General features: G+C 36.1%; 22 protein-coding genes, 1 other RNA gene, 1 riboswitch and 1 other annotated feature. Of the genes, 19 read left to right on the forward strand and 4 right to left on the reverse strand.

From position 1 onward, the window contains the following. Positions 1–38 precede the first annotated feature (38 nt). Positions 39–416, reverse strand: coding sequence for a TIGR04086 family membrane protein (locus AZF04_RS07685; RefSeq protein WP_045485769.1), 378 nt, complete (start codon positions 414–416; stop codon positions 39–41). A 186-nt stretch (positions 417–602) separates the two neighbouring features. On the opposite strand from AZF04_RS07685, the gene AZF04_RS07690 reads away from it, so the two are divergent. Next, on the forward strand, positions 603–1,265 hold the full coding sequence (locus AZF04_RS07690) for a DUF421 domain-containing protein (protein WP_045485766.1): 663 nt from the start codon (positions 603–605) through the stop codon (positions 1,263–1,265). A gap of 9 nt (positions 1,266–1,274) precedes the next feature. On the opposite strand, the gene spoVB is transcribed toward AZF04_RS07690, so the two are convergent. Further along, positions 1,275–2,831 carry a stage V sporulation protein B gene (spoVB, locus tag AZF04_RS07695; RefSeq protein ID WP_061948237.1) on the reverse strand — a complete coding sequence of 519 codons (1,557 nt, stop codon included), beginning with the start codon at positions 2,829–2,831 and terminating at the stop codon, positions 1,275–1,277. Positions 2,832–2,971: 140 nt separating this feature from the next. Here spoVB and AZF04_RS07700 point away from each other — a divergent pair, with 140 nt between their 5' ends. From AZF04_RS07700 to AZF04_RS07750, 12 genes are all read left to right on the forward strand, one after another. After that, the gene (locus tag AZF04_RS07700) at positions 2,972–3,244 is read left to right on the forward strand and encodes a post-transcriptional regulator (RefSeq protein WP_045485761.1); all 273 of its coding nucleotides are present in this window, start codon (positions 2,972–2,974) and stop codon (positions 3,242–3,244) included. A 109-nt stretch (positions 3,245–3,353) separates the two neighbouring features. Further along, complete coding sequence (secD, locus tag AZF04_RS20620; RefSeq protein ID WP_081766691.1) at positions 3,354–4,676, forward strand: protein translocase subunit SecD; 1,323 nt, start codon at positions 3,354–3,356, stop codon at positions 4,674–4,676. Then, positions 4,666–5,607: a protein translocase subunit SecF gene (gene secF / locus AZF04_RS20625; protein WP_082795338.1), complete on the forward strand. Its 942-nt coding sequence runs from the start codon at positions 4,666–4,668 to the stop codon at positions 5,605–5,607. Before secD ends, secF begins: the two co-directional genes overlap by 11 nt. A gap of 381 nt (positions 5,608–5,988) precedes the next feature. After that, positions 5,989–6,291, forward strand: coding sequence for a LapA family protein (locus AZF04_RS07710; protein WP_061948238.1), 303 nt, complete (start codon positions 5,989–5,991; stop codon positions 6,289–6,291). A gap of 72 nt (positions 6,292–6,363) precedes the next feature. After that, on the forward strand, positions 6,364–8,733 hold the full coding sequence (recJ, locus tag AZF04_RS07715) for a single-stranded-DNA-specific exonuclease RecJ (RefSeq protein WP_061948239.1): 2,370 nt from the start codon (positions 6,364–6,366) through the stop codon (positions 8,731–8,733). Position 8,734: 1 nt separating this feature from the next. Then, complete coding sequence (locus AZF04_RS07720) at positions 8,735–9,250, forward strand: adenine phosphoribosyltransferase (protein WP_045485754.1); 516 nt, start codon at positions 8,735–8,737, stop codon at positions 9,248–9,250. Between the two features lie 502 nt (positions 9,251–9,752). Beyond that, positions 9,753–11,939, forward strand: coding sequence for a RelA/SpoT family protein (locus AZF04_RS07725; RefSeq protein WP_061948240.1), 2,187 nt, complete (start codon positions 9,753–9,755; stop codon positions 11,937–11,939). 20 nt (positions 11,940–11,959) lie between these two features. Then, on the forward strand, positions 11,960–12,400 hold the full coding sequence (gene dtd, locus AZF04_RS07730) for a D-aminoacyl-tRNA deacylase (RefSeq protein ID WP_061948241.1): 441 nt from the start codon (positions 11,960–11,962) through the stop codon (positions 12,398–12,400). A 584-nt stretch (positions 12,401–12,984) separates the two neighbouring features. Further along, positions 12,985–13,167: a hypothetical protein gene (locus AZF04_RS07735; RefSeq protein WP_061948242.1), complete on the forward strand. Its 183-nt coding sequence runs from the start codon at positions 12,985–12,987 to the stop codon at positions 13,165–13,167. A 54-nt stretch (positions 13,168–13,221) separates the two neighbouring features. Further along, positions 13,222–13,449, forward strand: a binding site (T-box leader). A 67-nt stretch (positions 13,450–13,516) separates the two neighbouring features. Then, positions 13,517–14,803 carry a histidine--tRNA ligase gene (gene hisS / locus AZF04_RS07740; protein WP_045485736.1) on the forward strand — a complete coding sequence of 429 codons (1,287 nt, stop codon included), beginning with the start codon at positions 13,517–13,519 and terminating at the stop codon, positions 14,801–14,803. Further along, positions 14,800–16,578 carry an aspartate--tRNA ligase gene (gene aspS, locus AZF04_RS07745; RefSeq protein ID WP_061948243.1) on the forward strand — a complete coding sequence of 593 codons (1,779 nt, stop codon included), beginning with the start codon at positions 14,800–14,802 and terminating at the stop codon, positions 16,576–16,578. Before hisS ends, aspS begins: the two co-directional genes overlap by 4 nt. Before the next feature lie 67 nt (positions 16,579–16,645). Then, positions 16,646–16,762: riboswitch (SAM riboswitch) on the forward strand. Between the two features lie 76 nt (positions 16,763–16,838). Continuing rightward, positions 16,839–18,071 (forward strand): homoserine dehydrogenase, encoded by a 1,233-nt coding sequence (locus tag AZF04_RS07750; RefSeq protein WP_061948244.1) that lies wholly within the window; start codon positions 16,839–16,841, stop codon positions 18,069–18,071. Here the strand turns inward: AZF04_RS07750 and AZF04_RS07755 are convergent. Further along, entirely contained in the window at positions 18,048–18,359 is a 312-nt protein-coding gene (locus tag AZF04_RS07755) for a hypothetical protein (protein WP_235599947.1), read from the reverse strand. The two genes, AZF04_RS07750 and AZF04_RS07755, sit on opposite strands and share 24 nt — an antisense overlap. 155 nt (positions 18,360–18,514) lie before the next feature. Between AZF04_RS07755 and ssrS the strand changes: the two genes are divergently transcribed. The 5 genes from ssrS (at position 18,515) to AZF04_RS07780 (ending at position 23,038) form a co-directional block, all read left to right on the forward strand. After that, positions 18,515–18,696: non-coding RNA, 6S RNA (gene ssrS / locus AZF04_RS07760), on the forward strand. Positions 18,697–18,907: 211 nt separating this feature from the next. Further along, positions 18,908–19,669, forward strand: coding sequence for a tRNA threonylcarbamoyladenosine dehydratase (locus AZF04_RS07765; RefSeq protein WP_061948245.1), 762 nt, complete (start codon positions 18,908–18,910; stop codon positions 19,667–19,669). A gap of 492 nt (positions 19,670–20,161) precedes the next feature. Continuing rightward, positions 20,162–20,878 (forward strand): (Fe-S)-binding protein, encoded by a 717-nt coding sequence (locus AZF04_RS07770; protein ID WP_061948246.1) that lies wholly within the window; start codon positions 20,162–20,164, stop codon positions 20,876–20,878. A gap of 16 nt (positions 20,879–20,894) precedes the next feature. Then, complete coding sequence (locus tag AZF04_RS07775; RefSeq protein ID WP_061948247.1) at positions 20,895–22,322, forward strand: LutB/LldF family L-lactate oxidation iron-sulfur protein; 1,428 nt, start codon at positions 20,895–20,897, stop codon at positions 22,320–22,322. Then, the gene (locus AZF04_RS07780) at positions 22,322–23,038 is read left to right on the forward strand and encodes a LutC/YkgG family protein (protein WP_061948248.1); all 717 of its coding nucleotides are present in this window, start codon (positions 22,322–22,324) and stop codon (positions 23,036–23,038) included. Before AZF04_RS07775 ends, AZF04_RS07780 begins: the two co-directional genes overlap by 1 nt. A 56-nt stretch (positions 23,039–23,094) precedes the next feature. Here the strand turns inward: AZF04_RS07780 and AZF04_RS07785 are convergent, their stop codons facing one another. Next, positions 23,095–23,736, reverse strand: coding sequence for an RsfA family transcriptional regulator (locus AZF04_RS07785; RefSeq protein ID WP_061948249.1), 642 nt, complete (start codon positions 23,734–23,736; stop codon positions 23,095–23,097). A gap of 306 nt (positions 23,737–24,042) precedes the next feature. Here AZF04_RS07785 and AZF04_RS07790 point away from each other — a divergent pair, with 306 nt between their 5' ends. Further along, positions 24,043–26,193, forward strand: a complete 2,151-nt coding sequence (locus AZF04_RS07790) for an ATP-binding protein (RefSeq protein WP_061948250.1) — start codon at positions 24,043–24,045, stop codon at positions 26,191–26,193. Positions 26,194–26,234 lie beyond the last annotated feature (41 nt).

Consider the following 26,234-nt stretch of genomic DNA (forward strand, 5'->3'; position numbering starts at 1 on the left):
AAAGGATTCATTGTGTTCATACACAATGAATCCTTTTTTTACTGTTCTCCAAATAAATTAACACCTATCATTCCTCCAAAGGCGCCCACTAACAAATAGCCTCCATGGTATAAATATTGCTCCGTCGTAAATGCTTGATCATAACCTAAATATTGAGCTAAAAAAATCACTAAGGTAAATAAGATAGTTGTTAAAGCACCGATTAATAATCCTTTTGATTTCGATTTAGCTCCTGCTACCATTCCACCCATTAAAATGGCAATAAATGCAACCACTTTTATAAGCCAATCAAGTGAATGCTCGGTTAAATTAGTCATTGATAAAAGAAGCGAAGCCACTAAGCTGAACACAATAGCGATAACAAAAATAGTAAACAATCCAAAAACAACGGCAGGGGCATATGATCTTGCTAGCATATTTTTTCCTCCTTCTAAGACTTCCATTTATACAAGCTTATTCAGGCTTGTATTTTTTAAGAATAAAAATCTGTAATTTATGTCATATTCTCTATATGATTTTCCAAAAGCTACATGAAAACTTTTTCTGTAATCGGAAAAACTAATCATTACAGAAATGTTGTGGAGAGGTAGAGGAGATTAGCGATGGACATATCTACTATAGTTATTCGAACAGTGCTTATTTATTTTATTATTTTAATCGTATTACGATTTATGGGTAAGCGTGAAATCGGTCAGTTATCTGTATTGGATTTTGTTGTATCCATTATGATTGCCGAGCTTGCTGTCATCTCTATAGATGATGAAACCTCTTCTATGCTTCATTCCATTATTCCCATTGTTTTGTTATCGGTCATTCAAATTATCTTTGCCTTTTTGTCCTTGAAAAGTGAAAAGCTACGTAAATTAATTGATGGGAAGCCGTCAGTCCTCATTAATGCAGGCAAAATTGATGAGCAAGAAATGAGAAAGCAACGCTATAATTTCGATGATTTACTAATTCAGCTACGCCAAAATAAAATTAGTAAGCTATCCGATGTAGAGTTTGCTATATTAGAGCCTTCTGGTAAGCTTTCCGTTATAAAAAAAGAAAAGGAAAGTGGTGCTTCGGGGAAAAAGGTATCGTTACCGCTCCCACTCATTTTAGATGGTAAAATTCAAAATGATCATCTAGAGAAAATGAACAAAACACCTCTGTGGCTCAGACAACAGCTAAGAAAGCTTGGATACAAAGATATTAAAAAGATATCCTATTGTTCCATAAAAGATGATCAAACGTTTTTTATTGATGTAAAAGATGAGAGATAAATGTAATGACTATGATTTAAAAAGCTTTCCTATTACAGGTAGACGAATTAATTCTCTGCGATGAATGAGTTTCAAACTTATCATAAAAAGCAAATAAAAAGCGGTTGTTAAGCTTATTGAAATGAAAGTATCCATGAATAGTAAGTCAAATTTATATAAGTAATTTGAACAAAATATTCCAACCATTGCAGTTGCAGAAATAAGTAAGATTACCTTTAAAACTAAACGAACTTCAATGGTGAATCCAACTGTCTTTACAACAGAAGCGAAATGTAATAATGTCACAAGGATAAAGCCAATCACAACAGCTAAAGCAGCCCCCATAATGCCAAGTTCAGGTCTAGTCGCTAATGCAAAGATAGCGGCTGTTTTTACGACAGCTCCAAATAAACTATTCATCATAGCCGCTTTTGCTAAATCTAATGCTTGTAATGTAGCTTGAAGTGGACCTTGTATATACAAAAATATACTGAAGGGTGCCATGATTTTAATATATGTGGCAACTTCTGGAGCATTATACATGAGCGTCATAATCTCGTGAGCAAATACGTACAAAACAACAATAGAAATACCACCTGAAAGCATAGCTAAGCGCATAGCTTGGGTTAAGCGGTGATGAATGAGCTTATAATGCTTTTGGGCTGCTGCCTCACTTATTGCTGGAACGAGTGATACGGATAAGGATGTTGTGATAAAAGTAGGTAGTAATAATAGAGGAATAGCAAACCCGGCTAATTCTCCATATTGTTTAGTTGCTACAATCGTAGTAACACCTGCTAAGGCTAAGCTTTGCGCCACCACAATCGGCTCAAAAAATAAGGATACTGAGCCGATCATACGACTACCTGTAGTTGGGATCGCAATTCGTAATAAATCGGATAATGTTTTTTTGCCTTCCTTTGCGAATTGAAAAAACTGCTTACGAACCCGGAAGGGTTTTTTTCCTTTAAAAATAAAAATCATATATAACAAGGAAATGAATTCTCCTGCGACAACGGATATCATCGCACCTGCTGCAGCATATTCTACACCTAAAGGTAAAAATGCTGTGGTTGTAACAGCAACTAAAGTGATACGAACCACTTGTTCTATGACTTGTGATATCGCTGTAGGCTTCATGTTTTGTTTTCCTTGAAAATATCCTCTAATTATAGATGAAACCGCAACAATTGGAATGATAGGTGTTACTGCAATTAAAGGGTAAAAAGCTCGTGAATCTGTTAAAAGCTTTGCTGAAATAAATGGTGCAAATATGATGAGTAGAGTAGTAAACACGACGCTTAGTATGGTGGTGATACTAATAGAAACGACTAAGATTCGTTTAACTCGCTTCTGATCACGATTAGCTTCAGCTTCTGCTACTAACTTCGAAATCGCAACAGGTAGACCGAACTGAGTTAAATTCATGACTAATAGCATAGTAGGAATGGCCATCATATACAGGCCAACTCCCTCTGAACCCATAATTCGAGCAACAACAATTCGGTTTCCAAAACCAAGGATTCGAGTAATGAGACTTGCTATTATTAAAATGAAAGCTCCTTTTAAAAAGGTTTGCTTTGTCATAATTCGACCTACTTTCTAAAATAATGATGGAAATTTTGCGTTATTATATATATGCTTAGTAGTGGGGCAAGCATGACAAGTTGTTTTTTACAAATAGCTAGAGATGAGTATTCATTTTTTAATTTATGAGGTGATTCCGCATGGAAAAGCAGCAATTTGAAGCGTGGCGAGAAGTGGTTGAACCTGCTCTTCAAAGTAAGGTTGATGAGTTTCATTTATTAGGTTATGAACGCGTTACAGACCAAGAGGTTTGGGAGTGTCTGATGTACCAATTAAGAAAGTCGAAGGAATTTATGCACTTAAATCAATTTGTCAATCACCTACTATCATTAAAACCGCAGATTTATATGAATTGGCTAACTATTCAGTCCTATCAAGAGCCAACAGATTGGTTCCGAGATTTTGAATCTTAAAAGGAAAAAACCAGGTGATTATGACTTGGTTTTTTATTCTCGATTTACTGTGGTATTATAGTAGAAAAACAAAGAGCATCATTTTACTTAAGGGAGGTACTAGAGAGAGATGGCAAAAAAAGGTCCATTTAAAAAGGGTCCAATTGCAACTTTTTTCTTAATTATTATCTTACTTGCTGCGGTCATTAGCCAGACGGTTATGGGAGTAGCGAAAGATATTAGTTTAGGATTAGACCTACAAGGGGGCTTTGAAATTTTATATGAAGTAACACCTGCAGTAGATGGGGATGTTATTGACCAAAATGCGTTAACAGCGACAGTATCGGCACTAAATCAGCGTGTTAATGTGTTAGGTGTATCAGAGCCTAATATTCAAATAGAGGGCGAAGACCGGATTCGTGTTCAACTCGCAGGAGTAGAAGATCAGCATACGGCAAGAGAAATGCTATCTACAGAAGCACAATTAACGTTTCGTGATGTTAATGATGAGATTCTTTTAGATGGTACCGACTTACAACAAAATGGAGCCAGTACCGGATTTGACCCCAATACAGGAAATCCGATGGTTACACTAACTTTAAAGGATGCAGCACGATTTGCTGAAGTAACAAATGATATTCGATTAAGACCTCCAGGTGAAAATTTACTTGTGATTTGGTTGGATTTTGAAGAAGGTGTCGACTCCTACCAAGAAGAAGTGATGAAAGAGGAGCCGAAATTCCTTTCAGCAGCTTCTGTTGATAGAGTGATTGATTCAAGAGATGTTCAAATTACTGGCCCTAATTTTACAGTAGAAGAGACGAATTTTATTTCGGAAATCTTGAATGCAGGTTCATTGCCTGTTCAATTAGAAGAGATTTACTCGAACTCTGTTGGAGCTTCTTTAGGGGAGCAAGCTATGGAGAAAACGATTTATGCTGGTTTTATAGGCGTAGCATTAATTTTCCTCTATATGATTATCTATTATCGTTTTATGGGAGTTATGGCGGTCGTTACTTTAAGTGCTTATATATACCTTGTTTTATTAGTATTTAATTTAATGAATGCTGTTCTTACTTTACCGGGTATTGCTGCTTTAATTCTAGGGGTAGGAATGGCGGTTGATGCTAATATTCTTACATATGAAAGAATAAAAGAAGAGCTACGAGTAGGAAAGTCTGTCATGTCTGCATTCAAAGCGGGAAGCAAGCGTGCCTTGACGACGATTATGGATGCAAATATCACTTCTTTATTAGCCGCAGGTGTGATGTTTGTTTATGGAACAAGCTCAGTACAGGGCTTTGCCGTGATGTTAATAGTCGGTATACTGGTGAGCTTTGTGACGGCTGTATATGGAGCAAGATTGTTGTTAGGTTTGTGGATAAATAGCCGAATTTTGAATAAGAAATATTGGTTATTCGGAGTAAAGGAGGATGAAATCGATGAACTTTAAAACACATAATCTCCAATTAGATTTTGTGAAGCATCGGAATAAATTTTTCCTCTTTTCTGGGTTATTTTCATTATTAGGAATGATTCTTCTTTTTACAATTGGCTTCAACCTAGGAATTGATTTTAAGAGTGGTTCCAGAGTTGAAATATTAGCTCCTAATACGATAACTGCTGAAGAAATTCAAGAGCAGTTTGAACGGATGGAAGGCAATTTAGTACCAGATGATATTACACTTGCAGGTGAATCTAATGAAATCGCAAATGCAAGGTTTACGACGGTATTAGATAATGAAACAATCCAAATGGTTCAAAATCATTTTGCAAATGAATATGGAATAGAGCCTAGTGTAAGTACGGTATCGCCTTTAGTTGGAGAAGAGTTAGCCAAAAATGCTTTTATTTCCGTACTCATTGCAGCGGTGGGAATAACCATTTATGTTGCTTTTCGATTTGAGTTGTTATTTGGGATAGCTGCCATTGTTGGTCTATTACATGATGCGTTGTTTGTTTTAATGATGTTTAGCTTATTTCAAATTGAAATTAATATTCCATTCATCGCAGCTATCTTAACCGTTGTAGGATATTCGATAAATGATACGATCGTTACGTTTGATCGAATCAGAGAAAATGTAAAGTTTTCTAAGAAAATAAAAGGTTTTCAGGATTTAGCGAATATTGTTAATAAAAGTATTGTCCAAACGTTGGCACGCTCTATTAATACCGCATTAACGATTGCGTTTGCTGCAGTAGCTATTATGATATTTGGAGGAGAAGCAGTTCGTTCTTTTGCCTTCGCTCTCGTCATTGGATTAATTGCGGGAACGTATTCTTCGATGTTCTTATGTGCACAGCTTTGGGTTGTTTGGAAAGCGAAAGCGATAAAAAATGAAAACAAGAAATCAAAAAGAAAAGAATTAGAACCAACACCTTAATCGGATTATAAAAATTAAAGAGTAGCCTCGAGTCTTATAACTCGAGGCTTTTTAGTTGTTCATATAATGATGCTAGGACAAAAAGCGATACTTGAAAGGGTGTGTATTGAATAACGAAAAAGTTTGTTTGTCTCCACCACCACTGTACAACCGAGGTCTTGGAGGAGCGAATTGCTGAAGCATCTAAATCTGTGGAATAATTTTTACTTGATACGTATTGTGAGAGCCTCTTTTTAGCTGTTCAAACCATACCATTACTAAGCATATAAAACAGAAGAAGTATAAATATCAGAAATAGAGAGAGTTTAAAAATGGAGCAGAGGTTTATGAACAGGTGATAAAAGGGAATAATAGAATAGAACATAGTAGGAGGTGCTTCTTATGCGAGGACAATGGTATATGTTGATTGGATTAGTTTTTGCTCTTATCATAGCTGTTTTTGCTGTTATTAATGTGGAATCTGTAAGAGTTAATTATTTAATTGGTGAGGCTTATTGGCCACTAATTTTAGTCATATTGGGCTCAGTACTAATGGGGGCATTAGTAGTAGGTTCATTAGGTCTATTCAAAATCTATCAATTGCAATCAGAAATCAAACGATTAAAGAAACAGCATCAGAATCAAGATTTTAGTATTGAAAATGAAACAGTGGAGCCTTTAGAAGAGAAAGAGCCACTGTCATAAAAAGGGTTCCTTAATCAAAGATTGTCACCTCTCGACCTCTCCTGTATAATAGGTAGGTCGAGGGGTGTTTTTATGTTGAATCCAAAGGCAAGATGGAAAGTAGAGGAACAGCCAGAGGAGCTAGTTCAGGAATTACAAAAGTCGAAAAACCTATCACCTTTAGTAGCAAAGCTATTAATTAATCGAGGGTTTACGACTGCTGAGCAAGCGGATCAGTTTTTAAATAAACAAAAAATGAACTATCATGATCCATATTTGTTAAGTGGAATGTCAGAAGCTGTTTCACGAATTAAACAGGCGATTGATAGTAATGAAAGAATATTAATTTTTGGAGATTATGATGCTGATGGTGTGAGTAGTACAGCAGTAATGGTGTACACTTTTCGCATGCTTGGAGCAGATTTCGATTATTACATACCAAATCGATTTACAGAAGGATACGGTCCAAATGAGCCGGCCTTAAGGAAAGCCAAGGATGAAGGTTTTAGCTTGGTTGTTACCGTTGATACCGGTATCGCTGCTGTGCATGAGGCCGATGTTGCGAAGGAATTAGAGCTTGATTTTATTATTACGGATCATCATGAAGCACCGCCAATACTGCCAGATGCTTATGCAATTATTAATCCAAAAAAACCAGACTGTCCTTATCCTTTTAAAGGACTAGCAGGTGTAGGTGTAGCTTTTAAAGTTGCGCATGCTTTATTAGGAAGAATTCCTGTTGAATGCTTAGATATTGCTGTATTAGGAACGATTGCAGATTTAGTTCCTTTAGTAGATGAAAATCGCTTACTAGCAATGGAAGGCTTACAGGCTCTTCAAACAAGTGCAAAGCCAGGAATTCAAGCAATCAAGAAAAAAGTAGGCATAGGAAAAGACCCAATTGATTCGGAGCATGTTGGCTTTGCGATAGGTCCAAGATTGAATGCTGCTGGACGCTTGGATTCGGCCGATCCAGCTGTACGTCTTCTAATTTCAGATGATATGGATGAAGCTGAGGAGCTTGCAGAGCAATTAGATCAATATAATAAAGAAAGACAAAAGGTTGTCTCAGAGATAACGAAAGAAGCCGTTGAAATGGTGGAGACGCTCTATCCTCCTTCCGAAAACTCCGTATTAATTATTGCTCAAGAGGGCTGGAATCCTGGTGTTATTGGAATAGTTGCTTCTAGATTAGTGGAAAAATATTATAGACCTACGATCGTCTTGAATATTGACCGCGAAAAGGGAATCGCTAAAGGTTCTGCAAGAAGTATAGAGGGATTTGACATGTTTGCTCACCTTTCAAAAAGTAGGGAAATCTTACCTCATTTTGGTGGTCATCCTATGGCAGCTGGCTTAACGATGGAGTTAGAGCATGTAGATGAATTAAAAAGAAGACTAGAAGAGCAAGCAAAGGAAACTCTTAAAGAAGAAGACTTCATCCCGATAAAAAAGGTTGATTTAAAAACATCTGTAGATGAAGTTTCTATTGACATTATCAAGCAATTGGCACAGTTGGCTCCTTTTGGTGTTGGAAATCCGACCCCTATTATTATGTTAGAGCAAACTAAAATGACCGAAATTAGAAAGATAGGTAGTGATTCAAATCACCTAAAGATTCAATTCGGTCAAGGTCAAAAAAAGCTAGATGGAATTGGCTTTCATTTAGGCTATCTGTATGAACAAATGAATGTTCAGGATTCGATATCGGCAGTAGGTAAATTATCTATTAATGAATGGAATGGACATAGTAAGCCACAATTACTAATACAAGACTTAGCGATAGATTCGTGGCAGCTTTTTGATTGGAGAAGTGTTCAGAAGGCAAAGCTAGCGGAGAAGCTAGAAAAAATTCCAAATCCTAAAAAATACTACATTGCCTTTCAAGAGCAGACAAAGGTAAAATTAGGTTTAAGTACGTCTAATTTGAAGGTTTGGACTCCTGCAGATTTTGATGATTTAAATCGATTTGATTCGTTTGCCGTTGTTCTGTTAGATTTACCGAATCATCATGACGATTTAAAGAAGCTTTTCCAGTTGAAGGGACAGGCTAGTGAAATTTATAGTCTATTTTATCAAGAGGAAGATTCATTCTTTTCAGCAAGTCCAAATCGCGAGCAATTCAAATGGTTTTATGCATTTCTAAAATCGAAAACAACATTTAACCTAAATGAGCAAGGACTACAGCTGATGAAATTTAGAGGATGGTCAAAGGACACGATTCAATTTCTAATTACTGTTTTTGAAGAGTTAGAATTCATTAAAAATGACCAAGGCGTTTTAACCTTAGTAGAAAGTCCAGCCAAAAAAAGTTTAAATGACTCACCCTCTTTTCAGAAAAAAGAACAACAAAGACAATTAGAAAATGATTTTGTATATTCTTCTAATGAGCATTTAAAGAATTGGTTTAGTGATTTGTTTAAGCAAATAAAACAAGAAGTACATGTCAAGGAGAGAATGTAAAATGGATTTTAAAGAACATTTAACGATTGTAGAAAATTTCCCAAAAGAAGGAATTAGTTTTATCGATATTACAACATTGATGCAAAATGGAGAAGCCTATTATGCGGCAATTGAAGAGCTCACTCAGTTTGCAAAAGAAAAGGAAGCAGATGTAATCATTGGGCCTGAAGCTAGAGGGTTTGTTGTTGGTTGCCCTATCGCCTATTCATTAAAAAAAGGTTTTGTCCCAGTAAGAAAAAAAGGGAAATTACCACGTGAGGTTATTTCAGTCGATTATGGACTAGAGTATGGAAAAGATTCATTAACTATTCATCGAGATTCAATCAAAAAAGGACAGCGTGTTTTAATTGCAGATGATTTATTAGCGACAGGTGGAACGATCGAAGCAACGATTAAAATGGTTGAAGAATTAGGTGGAGAAGTAGCTGGAATTGCCTTTTTAGTAGAATTGGATTATTTAAACGGTAGAGACCGTTTGAAGGGCTATGATATTTTTTCTTTAACTCATTATCAATAAGTAAAAGGTAAGTTTTGCTAGACCTGTACGAGTGCAAACATCAAGAACGAAACCATGAACCCTCCTTATGTGAAAGGAGGGTTTTTTGAAAGGTGAGAAGAAAGGCGTAAGCTAGCGGACACAAGACACGGAGACTCCAGTGGGAGGAAGTGGCCATGCCGAAATCCACTTTTAAAAAAGCTAGTTCGGCGCTACCCCACCGGATGCGAAAGTGTCTTGGGGGAGCGAACAGGCGGGTACCAAAACTGGTGGAATTATTCATCCGTGGGGTATTGTATCGGACTCTTTTTTATATCAAAGATAGATGTAATCCACATTTCCTTTCAAAATTTTAATTTATACAGAAAAAGGATATGTACCTTAAAAATTCCTTCTCACACAACATTTAAACGCTTACATCGCAACAAAAATAGCAGAAACGACAAAATTCTTTTCTTTCTCTTTACATACCTGTTAAGATTAACGATAATAGAAGAAATATTGAATCAAAATAGGTGATTCCATGACAATTGATCAAGTGATAGAAAAAGCGAGTAAGTATTTAAGTGAAAGTGATATCGCTTTTTTAGAGAAAGCTTATTTATATGCTGAAAAGGCACATACGGGCCAATATAGAAAATCAGGTGAGCCTTATATTTTGCATCCCATCCAAGTAGCAGGAATAATTATCGGGCTTGAGCTAGACCCTAATACGGTTGCCGCTGCTTTTTTGCATGATGTAGTTGAAGATACGGACGTAAAAGTAGAAGATATAAAAAATGAATTTAATGAGCAAGTGGCTATGTTAGTAGATGGTGTCACGAAGCTAAAAAAATTCAAATATAAATCAAAAGAAGAACAGCAAGCGGAAAATCATCGCAAAATGCTTGTTGCAATGGCAAAGGACATCCGCGTTATTTTGATTAAACTTGCCGATCGCCTTCATAATATGAGAACACTGAAGTATATGCCTCCAGAGAAACAAAGAGTGACATCTAATGAAACTCTAGAAATTTATGCACCTTTAGCACATCGACTCGGAATTTCGACCATTAAATGGGAATTAGAGGATACCGCTTTGCGTTATTTAGATCCTCAGCAGTATTATCGAATTGTCAACTTAATGAAACGTAAGCGTGCTGAACGAGAAGATTACTTATCCGGGGTAATGGAGCTGATTGAAGGCGATTTATCTGAAATTTTTATTGAAGCTGAAATGTCAGGTCGTCCTAAGCATATTTATAGTATTTATAAAAAAATGGTTTTACAAAATAAACAGTTTAATGAAATTTATGATTTATTAGCTGTCCGAATCATCGTACAAAATATTAAAGACTGCTATGCCGTGTTAGGTGTCATACACACATTATGGAAGCCGATGCCTGGTCGTTTTAAAGATTATATTGCAATGCCAAAAACGAATATGTATCAGTCATTGCATACGACCGTTGTCGGGCCTTACGGTGATCCTCTAGAAGTTCAAATAAGAACGGAGGAAATGCACCGAGTCGCTGAATTCGGGGTAGCAGCTCATTGGGCTTATAAAGAAGGCAAAACGGTTGAAAGCAAACAAGATTCTTTTGAAGATAAATTAAGTTGGTTTAGAGATGTCATAGAATCACAAAACGATACAAATGATGCTCAAGAATTTATGGAATCTCTAAAGATGGACCTTTTTGCTGACATGGTATTCGTATTCACTCCAAAGGGAGATGTTATTGAACTACCAAGAGGTTCTGTTCCCTTGGATTTTGCTTATCGTATTCATAGTGAAATCGGAAATCGCTGTATAGGTGCGAAGGTAAATGGAAAAATGGTTACTTTAGATCATCAACTGAAAACAGGAGATATCGTAGAAGTAATGACTTCTAAGCATTCCTATGGACCAAGCCAAGATTGGCTTAAGCTTGCACAGTCCTCTCATGCCAAAAATAAAATTAAACAATGGTTTAAAAAAGAGCGAAGAGAAGACAATATTATTAAAGGTCGTGAGCTTGTCGAGAAGGAAATTAAGGCTATGGACTTTGAGCCTAAGGAAGTATTAACAAACGAAATTATTATGGAAGTCGCAAATAAATTCTCATTCGCTGGTGAAGAAGATATGTTTGCAGCTGTTGGCTATGGCGGGATTAGCGTTAAGCAAATTGTAAACCGCATGACAGAAAAAATTAGAAAACAGCAAGACCAGGAGCAAGAGGAACAATCTTTAGCTGAAGCTCTCTCTGAGGTACCTTCCTTTACACCAAATAAGAAAACGAGTTCAGGAGTAAAGGTAAAAGGTGTGGATAACTTATTGATTCGACTATCTAGGTGCTGTAATCCAGTCCCTGGAGATGAGATAGTAGGATACATTACGAAAGGTCGTGGTGTCTCCATCCATCGTTTTGATTGCACGAATGTGCAAAACGAAGAGCTACAGAATCGCTTGTTACCGGTAGAATGGGAAGGGGATTTTAATCAATCCAAGTCTTATAATGTCGATATTGAAATTACGGGATTTGACCGTAATGGCATGTTGAATGAAGTGCTTCAAGCTGTTACCGAATCTAGAACCTCTATTAATGCTGTTTCAGGTCGCTCTGATAACCGTAATAAGGTTGCAACTATTCATATGACGATTTCGATTCGAAATGTTGATCATTTACAGAAGGTTGTCGACAAAATTAAACATTTAAAAGATATCTATTCAGTTAGAAGAATTATGCATTAAGCAAGTTGAGGTGTCACTCAGTGAAAATTGTATTACAAAGGGTTAAGAATGCACATGTAAAGGTTGACGAGACCATTGTTGGTGAAATCCAAGCGGGAGTCTTGCTATTGGTTGGAATTACCCATGATGATACGGAAGAAGATATATCCTACTTAGTTGATAAAGTAGCCAATCTACGAATTTTCAATGATGAAAGTGGTAAATTAAATCTTTCTTTGCTGGATATTCAAGGACAAGTTCTTTCTGTCTCACAGTTTACTCTCTATGGTGATTGTCGTAAGGGGAGAAGACCAAACTTTATGAATGCTGCAAAGCCTGATATAGCAAAGAAATTGTACGGTCACTTTAATGAAAAATTAAAAGAAAAAGGTCTAACCGTGCAAACTGGTCAGTTTGGAGAAATGATGGACGTTTCTCTACTTAATGACGGGCCAGTCACTCTAATATTAGAAAGTAAATAAAAGTTTGAATATCTGGTTCAGCCTGTCGACAACGTCTTGTAAAAACGAGACAGTCGACAGGCTTATTTATATATAGCGAATTGTCATGAGAAAGCTTCCCTATGCAGGGAGATGGGATAAGCTGCTTCTAGCAGAACTTCTTTTTATTGTGTAAAACAGTTTTAGAAAGCAGAAAAAACCTATCGGAAGGAAAAAGTTGCCGGGCAGAAAACGGTCGAAAGGGAAGCTCCTATAGGACAGAAATAGTATTAGGAGCAAGAAAAGGGTCAAAAGGGAAAGCTCTATTAGACTGAAAAGACTGCAGAAAAAGGAAAAAGATCAAAAGAAAGCCTTCTATTGTTACCGAAAAGAGCAAATCTAGAAAAACGGTTAAAAGAGAATTTCTCGAATATCCTCAAAAGTAAATTGACCGAAACAACGGTAAAAAACCACTCTTTTTTTGAATCAATTTTTCAAAGAGGTTTTGTCTGCGGTCTCAGTTAACAAATCGGATTCGAATACTGATAAAAAAACGATACTTATTAACAATTAAGGGGTTGAAATATAATTTTTTCGGAAAAGCTATGAAAAAGAGGGAGTGATGAATGGATATGCGAAATAGTTTAAAGCAACAAACACACCTTCATAACTTGCAACCCATTTTTCATGTCGATTATCATAGCTTTATTGAGAAAGAGTCACAACAAACTAATTTTGAATTGGCTCATGAATTCGGAGTTTCATTGCGTGATATCAAAGTTTTAAAACAAAAGCTTTCAAGAAATTAACCTATTGACATTAATGGTATTCATTCGTATGATAGAAATCAATATAAGAATAAAATGAGTCCGGTGATAAGGAATAGTAATTAGGAGTTTAAATATTGTAGAGAGGAAAGGTCTTGGCTGGAAGCCTTCCATATTTACCTAATGAATGAACACCTTTGAGGAGCTTTTCTGAAAACTTTCGTAAGTAGGAAAAGACGCTGACAGGCGTTATATGTTTAAAGTGGAAGTATCGAAAAGGATGCTTCAATTAGGGTGGCACCACGGGTAAATCTCGTCCCTGATGATTTTTCATCAGAGACGAGATTTTTTTATTTTTTATAGTAGAGATGGAATTGTAGGAGGCACGGTTATGAACATTCAAATCCCAAGAGGGACACAAGATATTTTACCAGGTGAAGTAGAGATATGGCAACACATAGAAAAAACAGCAAAAGAGGTTTGTGAACGATTTAATTATCAGGAAATTAGAACGCCAATTTTTGAATCAACTGAATTATTTTTACGTGGAGTTGGAGACACAACGGACATTGTTCAAAAGGAAATGTATACATTTAATGACAGAGGTCAAAGAAGCTTAACGCTTAGACCAGAAGGCACAGCAGGAGTTGTTCGATCATTTGTAGGAAATAAAATGTTTGGTTTGCCTAGTCAGCCTGTAAAATTGTTCTATACCGGTCCTATGTTTCGTTATGAGCGCCCCCAAGCAGGGCGTATGCGTCAATTTGTTCAATTTGGAGTGGAAGCCTTAGGAAGTGCTGATCCTGCTATTGATGCTGAGGTACTTAGCCTTGTAATGAGTATTTACAAACAACTAGGTGTCAAGAATCTAAAATTAGTTATTAATAGCTTAGGTGATAATGAAAGTAGAAATGCACATAGAGAAGCATTAATCAATCATTTCAAAGCAGATATACAAGACTTCTGTTCGGATTGCCAAGAACGACTAGAAAAAAATCCATTACGAATACTAGATTGTAAAAAGGATGCTGATCATCCGTTAATGCAATCAGCACCATCGATTCTTCAATATTTAACAGATGAATCAAGGGCTTATTTTGAAAAAGTAACCTATTATTTAGACCAAATAGGATTAGATTATGTGGTTGATCCAACCTTAGTAAGAGGGCTTGATTATTATAATCATACTGCTTTTGAGCTAATGTCTGAAGGTGAGGGCTTTGGGGCCATTACTACATTATGTGGTGGAGGACGATACAATGGTTTAGTTGAGAGTTTAGGTGGTCCTTCAACAGCTGGTATTGGTTTTGCCTTTAGTATAGAACGACTTATTATGGCATTAAAAGCACAGAATGAAGTTCCCGATTTAAATCAACCACTTGATTGCTTTATCGTGACACTAGGTGAAAAAGCAAAGGATAAATCAGTAGAGCTTCTTTATACACTGCGACAAAATGGTTTGAGAGCTGATAAAGATTATTTAGATCGAAAAATGAAGGCTCAATTTAAAGCAGCCGATCGTTTGAACACTAAATTTACGGCTATATTAGGAGATAATGAGCTTGAGCAAGGATTTATTAACATAAAGAACATGGAAACAGGTTCACAAGAGGAAGTATCGTTAGAAGAGTTTTGTACCTATTTGAGCAGAGAGATCCAAGGAGGAAGAGAGAAATGAGTGTAAGAACAGATGCTGGTTTGATTCATGAAGGAATGGTCGGAGAAACGGTTTTTTTAAGTGGATGGGTGCAAAGGAGAAGAGATTTAGGTCAAGTTATTTTCTTGGATCTTCGTGACAGAACGGGTTTAGTTCAGATTGTATTTAGTCCTGAAAAGAATCAGGAAGCATTAGAAATAGCCGAAAAGGTTAGAAACGAATATGTAATTGAAGTAAAAGGAACGGTAGTAGCTAGAAATGAGAATACGATTAATACTAAAATTGCGACTGGAAAAGTTGAAATTCATGTCGAGCATTTAACGATTTTAAATGCTTCTAAATCGTTACCTTTTCAAATTGAAGCAAATACAGACGCGTCAGAAGATATCCGTTTGAAATATCGTTACTTAGATTTGCGTAGACCGGATATGCAAGAAACCTTTAAAGTCCGTCATCAAACGACAAAGCTTATTCGTCATTTCTTGGATGAACAAGCTTTTATGGAAATTGAAACGCCTATGCTAACAAAGAGTACACCTGAGGGAGCAAGAGATTATCTTGTACCTAGTCGTGTTCATCCAGGTGAATTTTATGCCTTGCCTCAATCTCCACAAATTTTCAAACAGTTACTAATGGTATCTGGATTTGAGCGTTACTATCAAATTGTTCGTTGTTTCCGTGATGAAGATTTACGTGCTGATAGACAGCCAGAGTTTACGCAAATTGATATTGAGACATCTTTTATGGACAAAGAAGATTTACTAGCCATGACTGAGAAAATGATGGTTCAAATTATGAAGGAAATTAAAGGACTTGAGACAAGCACACCGTTTCCTCGAATCACCTACGATGAAGCGATGAACCGATATGGTTCTGATAAGCCTGATACTAGGTTTGGTATGGAGCTTATTGATTTAGAGGAAGTGGTTAAGGATACCGATTTTAAAGTCTTTAAAACCGCTTTAACTACAGGTGGAACGGTTAAGGGATTAAATCTTGTCGGAGGAGCTGAACAATTATCACGAAAAGAAATTGATAGTTTAACCGATTTTGTCAAGCAATATGGAGCAAAAGGGTTGGCATGGTTAAAGGTAGAAGATGAAGGATTGAAAGGACCTATTGCTAAGTTCTTTACAGAAGAGCAATCTTTGTCATTAAGAGAAAAAATGGAAGCAAAATCAGGAGATTTATTATTTTTTGGTGCAGATAAAAAAGAAGTAGTTTGGGATAGTCTAGGAGCTTTACGTTTAAAATTCGGAAAACAATTCGAATTAATCGATGAAACTAAATTCAACTTTTTATGGGTGGTCGATTTCCCTCTCGTTGAATTTGATGAAGAAGCGAAGCGCTATGTTGCCTTACATCATCCATTTACAAGTCCTAAAAAAGAGGATCTAGCTCAATTAGAAACTGAACCAGCCCAAGTTCGAGCAGAAGCATATGATCTTGTTTTAAATGGATATGAGCTAGGTGGAGGTTCACAACGTATTTATAAACGCGATATTCAAGAAAAAATGTTCGCCGCACTTGGTTTTACTAAGGAAGCTGCAACAGAAGAATTTGGCTTCTTATTAGAAGCGTTTGAGTATGGTACGCCTCCACACGGAGGAATTGCATTAGGGCTCGATCGTTTAGTCATGCTGCTATCTGGAAGAACGAATTTGCGAGATACTATTGCATTTCCTAAAACAGCAAGTGCGAGCGATTTACTGACAAATGCACCGAGTACGGTTAGTTTAGAGCAGCTTCTTGATTTAAACCTTTCTGTTATTGCCAAGAAACAAAAGGAAGCTTAATTAAGAAAGCATTGACAAGACAAAGACAATCAAATTATAATCATACTAATTAAAAAAGATAAAGTAAGACTTATCAAGAGTGGTGGAGGGAACTGACCCTTAGAAGCCCAGCAACCGGTTTGTTAGCCAAACAAACAAAGGTGCTACTTTCAGCAAAATGTTCAAACATTTTGACAGATAAGTGAAGGCTTAGAAACCTTTCCTTATTAGGAAAGGTTTTTTTCTTTAGAAATTTAAAGGGGAAAGAGAGGAAGGAACGTATGAAAATTGGCTTATTAGGCTTTGGAACAGTTGGAAGAGGAGTAGTAGAGCGCATACAAATGACTAATCAGCAGTTAACAAACACATTATCACAACAAATAAATATAGAGGCAGTGTTAATAAAAAACCATCAGAAGCATCAAGCAGAGAAACAAACTTTGTTTGTAACAAATGATTGGCAGGTATTTTCGCAAAAGTGTGATTATGATGTCGTTTTTGAAGCTATAGGTGGCTTAGAGCCCGCCTATGAGTATACGAGATTCTTTTTGGAAAAAGGGATTCCGGTTGTTAGTGCAAATAAAAAACTAGTAGCTGAAAAAGGAAGCGAGTTAGAAGAAATTGCAGAAAGCAGGAACATTTTTTATAGCTATGAGGCAGCAGTTGCTGGAGGAATTCCCATTATAAATTTGTTAGAAGGAAGCTTGTCTACTACGCCCATCTCTAAAATCACTGGTATATTGAATGGAACAACCAATTATATTTTGACAGAAGTAAAAGAAAAAGGAGTAACGGTAGAAGAAGCCTTATCGCAAGCCCAGCTGCTAGGTTATGCAGAAAGTGACCCAAAGGATGATATAGAGGGGTATGATGCTTGGTATAAAATTCGTATTCTTGCAAAGCTCTGTTTCGGTAGTTGGTTAAATCCAAATAAAGTGGAACGCAAAGGCTTAAACGATGTTCAGCAATGGCACATTGAACTTGGGCAAAAGCTAGGTCTTACCTTAAAGCTAGTAGCAGAAGCAGCTTACTTAGGTGATGGAGAAGCGAAAGCGGAAGTTGCGCCCGCATTTATTTCAAATGATCATCCTTTTACTTATGTTAATGGTGTAACGAATGCCATTCTGATTGAAGGTCCTACAATTGGTCAATTATGTTTACAAGGACCTGGAGCAGGAAAAGAAGCTACTGCGAATAGTATGGTAGAGGATTTGCTTTTCCAATCTAATTACGAGGGTAAAAGATCAAAAAGTTCCGGTGTACAATCTGAAGTAGCTAACTCCTTCAATCATTATTTTATTTTTGTTGCAAATGAGGATTTACAAGAAGGTATATTAGAAGTAGAAAAGGATGACAACCAAATTTGTGCTCAATATAGTCATCCCGAGGGGGAAGTATATGTCGTTAAAGGTCAAGATATAACTAGTCCTTTTCCTGTTATCAAAATAATCGGAGATTGGGATCCCGCTCAAGTCAAGGTTGAGACTGAGTCAGCCATACTGTTCAGTCTCTGAACGAATTTTCTTAAAGATTTCAATAAAATAGGTAGGATCCTCACGAATATGGAAGGTTCTCACTCCGTGTATAGTATGAAGATAGAGATAGCCAATAGAGGATTGTTTTTGGTCAATACGATAGGAGATGTCTAATATTTTTGAGATAGGAATTTTTTCGTCCTTTATAAGCAATTGTTTTTTGTCTAGAATGATATGAAATGAAGATTCTATTATTCTTTTCTCTGTCCAATGTATTTCTTGTCTAATTTCTACACATTTTTGCTTAACGATAGGTAGCATTAGCATATTCAGCTCCTTTTAAACCTTACTGTTAATAAGAAAATACTGTTATTTTTTAATGTACCATAACGAATGAAATGAGCCAAATGGTTTAATTTAAAAACAAAGCTTTTAAAGTCTTGTATCGTTATGCTTAAGACTTTATAATAGATATAAGCTATTAAATCCTGAGATGTACGTGGCCAATAAATTATTTTGAGCCAACGTTATTTGATAGGGAGCCTGAAGTTGTATTTCCGATTACAAGCCTCGTAAGCTGAGGACGTAAAAAGTTAGACACAAGGCACCCACCTGCTAAGGCAGGTTCAAAGCTTTATTGGAGAACGGCATTATCGGGATTCTACTATTCTTCTATTTTATATATAAGCTCTAAACCTTCTGGATTTTTAATCCAGAAGGTTTTTTTATGTTTGGTTAGTTGGTTAGTGAAGAATTCCTATAATCCATGATATGTAATGAGCTTGAACAAAGAACATTTAGACTTTTTTTTGTGGCTATGATATAGTCAAAAACGGGAATTATCCTTGATTTGTAATAATGGAGGGATTAAATAGATGCTACATCAATTTTCTAGAAATGAACTTGCCATTGGTCATGATGGCTTAGAGTTATTAAAAAATAGTACAGTCGCTGTTCTTGGAATAGGTGGAGTCGGCTCTTTCTCTGCAGAAGCACTGGCTCGTTCAGGTGTAGGTAGACTAATATTAGTAGATAAAGATGATGTGGATATTACGAATGTCAACAGACAGATTCACGCTCTTTTATCAACAGTCGGTAGACAAAAGGTTGAGTTAATGAAAGAAAGAATTGCCGATATAAATCCAGACTGTGAAGTTATCGCCTTAAAAATGTTTTATACAGAGGACACATATGAACAATTTTTTTCCTATGGATTAGATTATGTGGTTGATGCAAGTGATACGATTTCGTACAAAATTCATTTAATTAAAGAATGCTTGTCTAGGAAAATTCCTATTATTTCAAGTATGGGTGCCGCAAATAAAATGGACCCTACTCGTTTAAGAATAGCGGACATCTCCAAAACAAGCTACGACCCCATTGCAAAAGTCATCCGTACAAAACTGCGTAAAAGCGGTATTCATAAAGGTGTCGATGTCGTATTTTCTGATGAGCAGCCTATTAAAATTAGAGAAGACATTAGAAAAGAAATTGTTCCAGAAGCTGCAGAGCAAGGTAAAATCCGTAAGGCTAAAATGCCACCTTCTTCGAATGCTTTTGTACCATCTGTTGCCGGTTTAATTATGGCGGGACATGTGATTACGAATCTATTAGAGAATATTGAGATTAATAGATAATATATTAAAGGTAAAAGGCCAGGAATGAGTAGGTATTAAAATGTTATAAAAAGAGTGGGACAATAGGCATGAATGAAGAATCCTACAAATGATAGGTGCCTAGTGGTCTGCTCCATCAAGACGCTCTGTGTTTTGTCTTTCATAAAGAAACTACCCGTTCAACAGAACCGTCCTTCTTTTCACAAGAAGGACGGTTCATTGTTCGTTTGTGTGTTTTCATCCATTACAAGTCATTTTAAGGTTTAGCTATACGAGCTATTTAATAACAGTTTTTGTCCCAACAGCTTTCAATAAAAAGAGTAAAATATCATACACTTAGTTCGAACACGGTCTTTCTTATAAGGACGGTTTTTGTTGCAGGCTTATTTTTTATAAAGACGTTTTATTTGAACAGATACCCTTGAAAGAATGAAGAATTTTTTATATACTGAGAGCACTTACATTTAGTGATCAGATCACCTTATAAGTGATCAGCAGAAAGAAGGAATGAAAATGAAGGTATCCTTATTCGTAACTTGTTTATCTGATATTTTTTATACACAAGTGGGAAAAGATGTTGTAGAGGTTTTAGAGCGCTTGGGGTGTGAAATAGATTTTCCAAAGCAGCAAACCTGCTGTGGACAGCCAGCTTTTAATAGTGGTTATCATAAAGAAACGCGAGAGGTAGCTAAAAGTATGATTAGTGCCTTTAGCCACTCAGAATATGTGGTGACTCCTTCAGGCTCCTGTGCAGCGATGCTTCATGAATATCATCATTTATTCAAAGATGATGCACAATGGAAAAAGAAAGCAGATGAATTAGCAGCAAAAACGTATGAGTTTACTCAATTTATTGTAGAAGTGTTAAAGGTAGAAGACGTAGGGGCAAAATTACCAGTCACAGCCACTTACCATACTTCCTGTCATATGACTCGTTTATTAGGCGTTAAGGATGCACCTATGACTTTATTAAATCACGTAGAGGGATTAGAGTTTACTAGCTTACCAAATAAAGAAAATTGCTGCGGATTTGGTGGAACCTTTTCGGTAAAGATGGTACCTATTTCAGAGCAAATGGTTAACGAAAAAGTTAGCCATATTGAATCCACAAAATCAGAAGTACTAATTGGGGCAGATTGTGGCTGTTTAATGAATATCGGTGGAAGAATAGATCGTCAAGGTAAACCTATTAAGGTAATGCATATTGCACAAGTTTTAAATTCTAGATAAATGGAGGTGTATGGCTATGGCTATGAAAATAGGAGAAATGGAGTTCAATGGTCGTGTAGATAAGGGTGTTAAAGATACATTTATGCGTAATGCTGTCGTATCTGCTCAGGAACGATTAAAAAATGGACGTATACACGCAGCCGAAGAATTAGGAAATTGGGAAGAATGGCGTGATTTATCAGAAGAAATACGTCAGCATACTTTAGAGAATTTAGATTATTATTTAGAGCAGCTAGCAGATGAAGTCCAAAAGCAAGGCGGTCATGTATTTTTTGCTCAAACGGGTGAAGAAGCAAACGAGTATATTAAACAAGTTGTCCAACAAAAAGAAGCAAAAAAAATAATAAAATCTAAATCTATGGTTACAGAAGAAATAAGTATGAATGAAGCGCTTGAAGCAATAGGCTGTGAGGTCATTGAATCGGATTTGGGTGAATATATTCTGCAAATTGATGATCATGATCCTCCTTCGCATATTGTTGCACCTGCCCTTCATAAAAATAAAGAACAAATTAAAGATACATTTTCACAAAAAAAGGGCTATACAAAATCTTCAAAGCCTGAAGAATTAGCTTTATTTGCTAGAGAACAGCTAAGACAAGAGTTTTTAAATGCTGATATAGGAATAACAGGCTGTAATTTTGCTGTGGCAGAAACAGGAAGTATTTCTTTAGTAACGAATGAAGGAAACGCAAGGCTTTCGACTTCCTTACCAAAAACACAAATAAGTGTAATGGGAATGGAACGTATAGTCCCAACTTGGCAGGAGCTTGATATATTAGTGAGTATGCTGTGTCGAAGTGCTGTTGGACAGAAGCTAACCAGTTATATTACTGGTCTTACAGGACCTAAAGGACCGAATGAAGTGGATGGACCAGAGGAATTTCATTTAGTCATTGTTGATAATGGACGTTCTAATATTTTGGGGACAGAGTTTCAATCAGCTCTTCAATGTATTCGTTGTGCAGCCTGTATCAATGTTTGTCCAATTTATCGCCATATTGGTGGACACGCTTATGGGTCTATATATCCAGGTCCAATTGGAGCTGTACTGTCACCGCTATTAGGTGGCTATGATGATTATAAAGAATTACCGTATGCTTCTACATTATGTGCGGCTTGTACAGATGCTTGTCCAGTAAAAATTCCACTACATGAATTATTGATAAAGCATCGACAAAATATCGTAGAAGAACAAGGGAAGGCAAGTGTGGGAGAAAGATTAGCTATGAAAGGGTTTGGTATGGCAGCTAAATCTCCTAAATTCTTTAGTAGTGCGACCAAATTTGCTCCAACAATGGCAAGCCCCTTTGCAAAAGGTGGAAAAATAACAAAGGGTCCTGGACCAGTTAAGCCTTGGACGGATATTCGAGATTTCCCTGAACCAGCGAAAGAATCTTTCCGAAATTGGTTTGAAAAGCGGAAAAAAAGGGAGGATTCATAATGAATCAAGGTACGATCCATAACCAAGAAAAATTTTTAAATCAAATAGCTGCTAGCTTAGGTAGAGAGCGAAAGAGTAAAGACGTTATTAGACCTAAGTGGAAAACAGAGCCACAAAGAAAAGTTTTCTCTGATGAATCAACAGACCAGCTTGTAAAACGTTTAGAAGAGCAATGTACAAGAATCCACACGACTTTTGAACGGACGACTAAAAATAAATTAACAGAAGTTTTAATGAAAGTTATTGAGCGTTACGAAGGAGAGAAAATTATTTATTGGGATGATGATAGATTTAATCAATTCGGCTTAAATACAGCTTTCCATGAATGGGGAAAAGACCGCGAATTTTTTAAATGGGATCATACAAAAGGCAAAGAAAATATTCATTTTGCAGAACAAGCAGATATTGGCATTACTTTTTCTGACATAACATTAGCTGAATCTGGTACGGTCGTATTACTTAATAATGAAGGCAAAGGGCGATCGGTTAGTTTACTTCCAACTAGCTATGTGGCGTTAATTCCTAAAAGTACAGTAGTAGCAAGAATGACTCAAGCAACCGATGAGCTTCATAAATTGGCTCAAAAGGAAGGTGCTTTTCCAACTTGTGTAAACTTTATATCAGGCCCTAGTAATAGTGCAGATATAGAAATGAATTTAGTAGTAGGGGTCCACGGTCCAATTCGAGCAACGTATATTTTATTAGAGGATTGTTAAATAAAAAAGGCGATGAAGGGATCCTTCACGCCTTTTTTTCGTTTTTTTAGAAGTAGCTATTTTGCGACACGTTCTAAATTTCCGTTTTTATCCATTTTGAATGTGGGGTGATGAATGGAATCCTCATCCTCTTCTAAAACAGCCATTCTTCTAGCTCTATTCATAATTTGAATAAGAGACTGATAATCTTCTTCAATTGTACTAGTATCTTGTTTTAGTTTATTGAGTTCTCTTTGTAATGTTTTCACTTCATTTTGCAGCTTTTGATTTTCATGCTCAAGTGATTCAGCTTTACCCTTCCATACGGAGGTTGATTGATTTGAGTGAACCATCGATTGTAGGAATCGAATGACATCTTGTAAATCTAATTCTTCAGATGCTTCCATCTCATCAAATGTGGTGGCCATTTTTGGTTTTGCCCATAATGGATTAGCAGGAGGAGCTGCATAATAATAATTATAGCTAGCTGCACGTTTTCTCTCTTTTCTTTCTTTCTTTGCTTGTTCTATTTGATCAATATAACGGTTTCGTACAACTGCATTCCATCTAAAGCCACAAGCGGCAGAAGTTCGATTTAATTCGTCTCCCACTTCATCAAATGCTCGTAGCTGAGTACTTCCTTCTTTAATATGCTTTAAAACAGTGTCTGCTAATAATACATCATCTTCATGTGACCATGCGTCTTGTCTAATTTTCATCACTATCTCTCCTTTAACCTTCATTTCTTGTAAATTTTTCGTTTATTAAAGAGTTTTTAGAACGTGCGAATTCTGAGGTTCTAGTAGTTTATAATCTTGCCAAATTATTCAAAAATTATACGAGAGAGATAAAAAAAGACAAGAACAATAGGAAAAGGAGTATTTTATGTTTAATAAATAGATAAAAGTCCTTAAAAAATGGACCTGTATATGAAATCTTCTTTTTTTATTGAGTGGAAACGTGTAGAATGAGATGATAAGATATATTATTAGATTTCTTTCGACATAATTCGAGGGGACGATGCGATGTTCAAATCATTAAAAATGAAATTATTTATATTATTTTTCTTTGTGACGATTTTGCCAATGGCTTTCGTTGCCTATATAACTTATCAATCTCAAAGAGAAGATATTAAACAACAAACCGACCAACTACTCTTTGCTTTAGGAGATAGTGCGGCTGTTAGTTTAGATGATTTTATTCAAGAAAGATTACAAGATGTAGCAACGATAGCACAAAATCCAGTCATTCAAAATCCTGATTCTGACTTTGATGACATACAAAAGGAATTGAAGAAATTTGTCGAACTCAATTCCATATATTTTGGAGCTATTTTTATAGATACAGATGGAATAATAACTGTGGATGTTGATGATACGGTCATTGGTACTGATTTATCTGACCGGAAATGGTTTCAAAAAACTCTTAGAGGTGGAGTTCATTTATCGGACATCTATATATCAGATGTAATCGATCGTCAGATTCTTAATATGTCAGGCTCTGTACAAGATGAAAACGGTCGGATTCATGGAGTGGTTTCACCGTCCTTTGATTTACAGTATTTGTGGAGAAGAATCGACTTATTTACGAGGCAGCAGCAAAGTATTGGCCTTGGTGGTTATGCATTTTTAGTAAACCAAAACGGAGACATTGTTGCTCATCCAAATCAAGATATATCAGGGCGCCAAAATTTCTTTGAGGATTATGATTTAAGTACGGAGCAGTTTAATCATATTGTTCAAAATCGACTTATTTATACACATGAAGAATCGGAAATGCTGCAAACTTTTGTGAAGCTTGATAAGAAAAATGGCTTTGAAAATGATTGGTATGTAGGTATAGCAGTACCGCTAGCTAATATTCAAGACCCGCTTAATCAACTTTTAACCAAATATCTAATCCTTTTCAGTTGTGTGTTACTAATTGTCATTATTGGCGTATTTAAATTATCTAATTATATTGTAAAGCCATTACAGAGACTAGTTTTTGCAACCTCAGACTTTGCATTTGGTAAGAAAGTTTACCCACTTTCTACGAATTCTTATCATGAAGTAGATACCTTAACTAGAACGTTTAATATGATGATGAGACGACTGGTAGAAAGAGAAAAAAGCCACCAAAAGTCAACATTAATTTTAGAAACGACAGATAATGGAGTACTGTCCTTCCAAAAGGACAGTAGACTTATAACGACATTTAATCGAACATGTGAAGAATTGTTCGGAGTCAAAAAAGAATCAGTCATTGGCCTAAAAATAGATGATTTTATTAAATTTAATCCGGCTTTTCAGCAATTTTACCGTTGTGCAAAATTACAGGGAATAATTGATAAGCAACAATTCAATACTCAATTTGAGTTTTTATGTAAATTTAAGGATGCGCCACGTTACTTTTTTATGAGCTTATCACCTTTAAAGGATTTAAATAATGAGCAAGAATTCGAAGGCATTTTACTAGTTTTTAATGACACAACCGATAAGCGTGAGATGGAAATGAAATTAAATCGCTCCGAGAAATTACAAATGGTTGGGCAGCTTGCTGCTGGTTTTGCTCACGAAATTCGTAACCCTTTAACAACGATAAGAGGCTTTATTCAATTGTTTGTTCGTTCAGATGAGGTATCTGAATCACAAAAAACACACTATGATGTCATTATTAAAGAAATAGATCGTGTCAATGAAATTATCAGTGAGTTATTGAATATGGCAAATCCAAATCATGTAACAGTACATGAAGAAACGGATATTGTGAAACTGATTAATGAAATAAATATTCTGTACAAGACAGAGGCAGAATGGCGAAGAGTCGATTTTCGAGTAGAATGTGAATCACTTCCGCCCGTTTGGATTAAAAAGAATAAACTTCACCAAATATTAATGAATTTAGTCAAAAATGCACTAGAAGCTATTCAAGAAGAAGGAGAATTAACGATTTCTGCTCAGGTCGACCCGACAGAATCATTTATAAAACTAACCGTTGCTGATAATGGAGGAGGTATGGATCCTAATACGTTAGCTAAATTAGGTACACCATTTTTCACAACGAAAGAATCAGGAACAGGCTTAGGTATTATCACATGCTATCGTCTAATCGAGGAGTTAGGTGGAACGATGGAAATTGAAAGTGAACAAGGTAGAGGAACGACATTTATTCTTTTTATACCGATTGAGAGATAGTTATGAGGAAAAAGTAGTATGAAAATAACCGGTGATTTAAT

Origin of the sequence: Alkalihalobacillus trypoxylicola (assembly GCF_001590785.1) — a bacterium.
Lineage (GTDB): Bacteria > Bacillota > Bacilli > Bacillales > Bacillaceae_D > Alkalihalobacillus > Alkalihalobacillus trypoxylicola.